Source organism: Pseudomonas sp. CF161, assembly GCF_000416215.1.
Classification (GTDB): Bacteria; Pseudomonadota; Gammaproteobacteria; order Pseudomonadales; family Pseudomonadaceae; genus Aquipseudomonas.
Genome location: NZ_ATLP01000016.1, coordinates 1 through 4,932, shown reverse-complemented (window position 1 = coordinate 4,932; position 4,932 = coordinate 1). Strand labels below are relative to the sequence as shown.

The following is a 4,932-nucleotide window of genomic DNA, read 5'->3' as shown; positions in this document are numbered from 1 at the left end:
CGCCGGCAGGACCAGCTCCTGGGCCAGGGTCGCGGCCACCGGCAGGCGGCTGCCGGCCGCCAGCATCAGGCCACGGATCGGCAGGTCGTAATTCAGGGTGCTGCCGCCGGGGAACAGCGTGCCGTCGGCCAGGGTCACGCCCGTGCCCGGCACCACAATGTCGCCGCCGGTAAAGTCGACACCGGCCCGCAGCATCCAGCCCGTGTCATCGTCGGTGGGCGGTGGCGGCGCAAAGCCGTCGTTGATGCTGCCGTAGATATTCAGGTCACCACCGGCGCGCAAGGTCAGGCTGCCCACCTCGCCGGAGCCGTACACCAGGGTCTGCTCGGTGTGCGGGTTGACGCTGGCGTAGCGAAACTGCGACAGGTCGATATCGCCCTGCACCACCAGGTCGCCGTCGGCGGTCTTGCTGACGATCTCCACCCCCGGACGCAAATGGAAGGCATCGGCGTAGGTGGCATTGTTCAGGCCGGCGAGCTTGTGCTGCATCAGGTCGCTGTTGTTCTTCGCCGCATCGATAAACAGCACGCTCAGCGCGTGTTTCTGTTTCAGGTAATCCTCGTCGATCACCTGGTACGGACGGCCACTGGCGCTGGTATCGGTGCCTTCCCGGGCGTCGTCGTAGCTGATCATGCCGTTGAGCGCAATCGAGCGTGCACCCTGGATATCCAGCTGGCCATGGGCGTCGATGGCGATGTCGTCGCTGCTCTGGTCGGGCTTGATCAGCCGTGGCGCATTCAGCTCCAGGGTGCCGCGGCTGCGACCGTCGTTGGCGCCGGGGCCCGTGCCGAGCGCAACCTCGGTGCCATGGCGCAGGTCGATGCGCACGCCGTCGGCCAGGGTCAATTGGCCCTGGCCGGAGCTGAGCACTACCGTGGCGCGGTTGGGCGAGTCGATGATCTTGCCGTAGCTGTCGACCCGCAGCCGGCTGCCATGGGCGTCGAGCACCGCGCTGGCGTCCAGGGTCAGGCCGTTCCTGGCCGCCAGGTTGATACTGCCGACCCGTTCGCCGCTGGCGTCCACCAGGCCGTTGACCCGCAGGCTGCCGTTGTCCACGGAGACGCTGATGCTACTGGCCTTGAGGCCATTGCCGAGGGTCAGGTCGCCCTGCTTGAGTTGGAAACTGCGGGCGCCAAACACCTGGCCTGCGTTCAGCCGCTGGTTGAGCGCGGCGAACTGCTGGTCGAGGCTGGCCCCGGCCCCCAGGTGCTGGGCCTGGATCTCGACGCCGCCCGCCGCGTATGGCATCAGGCTGCCACCGGCATCGTAATAGCCGCTGCTGCTGGCGAGGATCCGCCCTTGCAGGTCGACACCACCCGCGCCCGGGTCCAGGGCGATGGCTTGCAGCTTGCCGGCCTGGTTGTTCCTGGCCGACAGGTCAATGGTCGAACCCGCCGCCTGCAGCACGTTGCCGGCGCGGCTCCGCAGCAATACGTCGCCGCCCCAGCCGTATTTGCTCAGGTCGTTGAAGGCGATGGCGCGCCCGGCCACATCGATCAGCGCGGCGTCGGTCAGGAGCACATCGCCCCGCGCGCCCAGGGTCACCTTGCCGCTGGGCAGCACCACGGCGCTGGCCAGGCGGATGCTGTCGCCCTGCAACGCCAGCTCGGCGCCCTGGCCGTCAGCCGTGCCCGGGGTAACGCCCGTTGCCGCCACATCAATCGCGCCTCCGGCGGTGATGCGATTCACCGAACCGGCGGCGCCGGTCAGCAACGGCGTGAGGATATTCAGGTTGCCGCCGCTGTACTGGAAGCCCTTGCCGGTTTCATAGGCGCCCTGGCTTTGATAGACCGCCAGGCTGCCCTTGTGGTTGGCGGTGATGCGTTCACTGGCACTCAGGTTGACGCTGCCAAAACCCAGGGCCAGGCGATCGAAGCTCTTGATCGTGCTGGGCTGGGCGAAGGCGCCATAACCGAACTCGATGCGCTCGGCCTGGATATCCAGGCGCCCGCTGCCGGTGCCGGCGCCACCGGCCACCACCGCGCCGGCAGGCGTATCCGTGCCCTGCCAGATCAGGTTGGCGGTGTGAATGCTCGCCACGTCGCTGGCGCTGCCGGAACCGTAGATCGCCGGGCTCGACAGCAACAGATTGCTCAACAACGACTTGCCGGTCAGCGGGTCATAGGTGTCCAGGGCCGTGCTGCCGTAGAAGTTGAAGCTGTCCCGGGCCGAGAGTTGCAGGGTCTCCAGGGCCGGCGCGCCGAACTGGGTGTCGCCGCGCAGCAAGCGGTCCAGCAGTTGCTGGTTGAGGGTCATGCCGGTCGGCAGGCGGCCACTGGCTGCAGCCGCCGCCAGGGCCTCGGGGCTGCCGACGTTGACGCTGCTCAGGCCCAGGTTGAGGTGGCGGGTGCCGTAGCGCACCTGGTCTCCGAGCTCGAAGGTGTTGTCGGTCAGGGCGACGATACTGCCCTCGGAATACAGCGCGGTCTGCCCGCTGCACGGCGCGTTGGCGCAGGCGCCGACCTGGATGCCGCCGCTGACCTGGCCGCCGGCCTGGGTCTGGCCGATCACGTTGAGCAGGCCGTTGGACACCGCCAGCAGGTTGCTCATCTGGTAGATAAACCCATCCCGGGCGTCGTAGCTGGCCCGGCCGCGGCCGATGCTGTTGATCGACGCGCCCTGTTCGAGGACGATCTGGCCGTTGCCCGTCACCAGGAACACCTCGGGCGCGGCCAGGCTCGCGCCCTGGCGCAAAGTGATCGAGCCCGACATGGCGTTGCTGCCTCCAGCCAGGGTGATGTAGTTGCCGCCCTGGCCGTACTTGACCAGGGTCAGGCCGCCGAGCATCAGGCGCGCCGCGCCCAATGCGTTCAGGCTCTGGTCATCCAGGGTCACGCCGCCGAATCCGCCACTGGCGGCGTTGCCGGCTTTCACCACTTCAATACCGCCCAACCCCGCGTTCAGCACCGCCACCGTGCCTCCGTAGCCACCGGCAGCCGCCTCGAAGCGACCAATGCCCTCGAAGGAAAACGCCTCGGCCCCGGCGCCCGCGTACAGGGCCAGCTTCAAGGTCTTGGCATCCACCGGCAACAGCGGCCGCGGCACCCCGAGCTTGGCCGCGTCGGCCAGGGCGAACTGCGCATACCCGGTTTCGTTGTACTGGGAGTAACGCCGCACAGTCTCGGCCGGGGTCAGGATCACCTGGCTGGCCACACTGTTGCCAATCCCGGTATGGGCCACGGACAGGCGCCCGGCGGTGGACCAGGAGCCATTGCGCAGCTGCTGCGCCGTGCCCTCGCTGCCGAGCCCGGCCAGGCCGTTGATCTCGACCCGGAACGCCCCCGGCATCAGGGCGTAGGTCGACGGCATCAAGGTGTAGGTGCCTGCCGCCAGGCCCGGTACTCCGGCGCCGATGCTGATCTGCTGGCCGATCATCGGGTCCACCGCCCCGCCTTCCGCGGCCACCGGCGCATAACCCGGCTGCACCCCGGGCACGATCGCGTAAATCGGGTTGGTGCCCAGGCCCGGCAGGACAAACCCGCCATTGGCGCCGATCTGCACCAATGGGCTGTAGCGGGCATCGGTGGAACCGCCCCGCCCGGAGATAAACCCGGCCCCCAGCAACTCACCGCCACCGGACAGATCCACCGTGGCCTCGGGCAGCACCTTCACCGACTGGCCCCCGAGGATCACCCCCACGCTCAGGTCGCTGTTTTCATTCACCAGCGCTCCCTGGCCCAGGAAGGTCACATTCTTGCCGTTGTACCTGTAGAGCTGGCCGTCGACCGTGCCGCCATAGGGCAGCACCAGGCCCTTGCCGCTGACCGAGGTCACGCTGCCGGGCAGCAACTCGACCCGGGTCGCCCCCAGGTTGCCGATTTCAATCAGGCCCAGGGGCGCGCGCAGCACCCCGCCCTGCTTGATGTTCGCTGCTCCCAATTGCAGGCGGCCGAAGGCCGAATAAGGCACGGCCAGCTCGGCATTGCCGTTGCGGCCGATGGTCAGGGTTCGCGCGGGGTCGAAGTTCAGCAGCAGGCCATTGCCGGCCCCCAGGTAACCGGCCAGCACCCGGGCCCCGACTTCGGTGGCCGGGTACAGTTGCGCCGCCCGCAGGGTCATGTCGCCCTGGGTCAGCAACTGGGTGCTGATGCCCTTGGCGATCACATCGGCGCCGGCACCGGCGAGAAAGCGCAGGTCGCCCTGGCTGGTCAGTTGCACCTCATCGAAGCCACGGCGCTCGACGAGCTGCTGGCTGCCATTGGCCTGGCGCAGGCTGCCCAAGCTGCCGAACACCACACTGCCGCGCACGTCGATCAGGTTGCCACTGGCGTTGAACTGCGCCTGGGTCGGCCGTTGTGACGGCGTTCCGCCGAGCACCGGATGCTCATACTGGTCCTTGGCTTCCAGTGGCGCGAGGATCCCGGCCAGCAACAGGTAGGGCGCCGACAGTTCGACCCGCGAGTGGGCCGCGGCGTTTTCACTGAGGTTCAGGGCGCTGCTGTACAGCCGCAGGCTCTGGCCCATGTGCAGCGAGACATCGCCATCGAAACTGAGCAGACCGTTGCTCAGCAGCGCCAGATTGTCGAACCCGCCGGCGCTGACCTGGTCCACCCCGAGGCGGCCATGGCCGTACTCCAGGCTGGCGGCCGCGTCTTCGGCGGTCGCCGGCAGCGTGCTCGGTTGCTGCACTTGGCCGAGCACCAGCTCCCGGGGCTTGAGCACCCGGTCGGTGACTGCATTCTTGATGTAGTACGGGCTTTCCAGGGCCAGGGACAGGCTGCCGCCCGCCGCGCCGGCGCCCCCAGCCCGGGCCGCAAAGCTGCCGTCCAGGTACAGGCCGTTGTTGGACGCAAAGCTGATGCTGCCGCCATTGCTGGCCACCTGCACCCGGCCCTGCCCCGGAATATCCAGGGCCGCCTGGGCGCCGGAAGCCTCCAGCCGGGCGCCCTCGCGCACCACCACGAACAGATCGCTGGCCTTGGCGATGCCGGT

At 68.5% G+C, this 4,932-nt stretch carries 1 pseudogene; it reads right to left on the bottom strand.

Annotation, left to right across the window (positions count from 1 at the left end):
* Positions 1-4,932: pseudogene (locus CF161_RS33025) on the bottom strand (hemagglutinin); the annotation flags it as partial.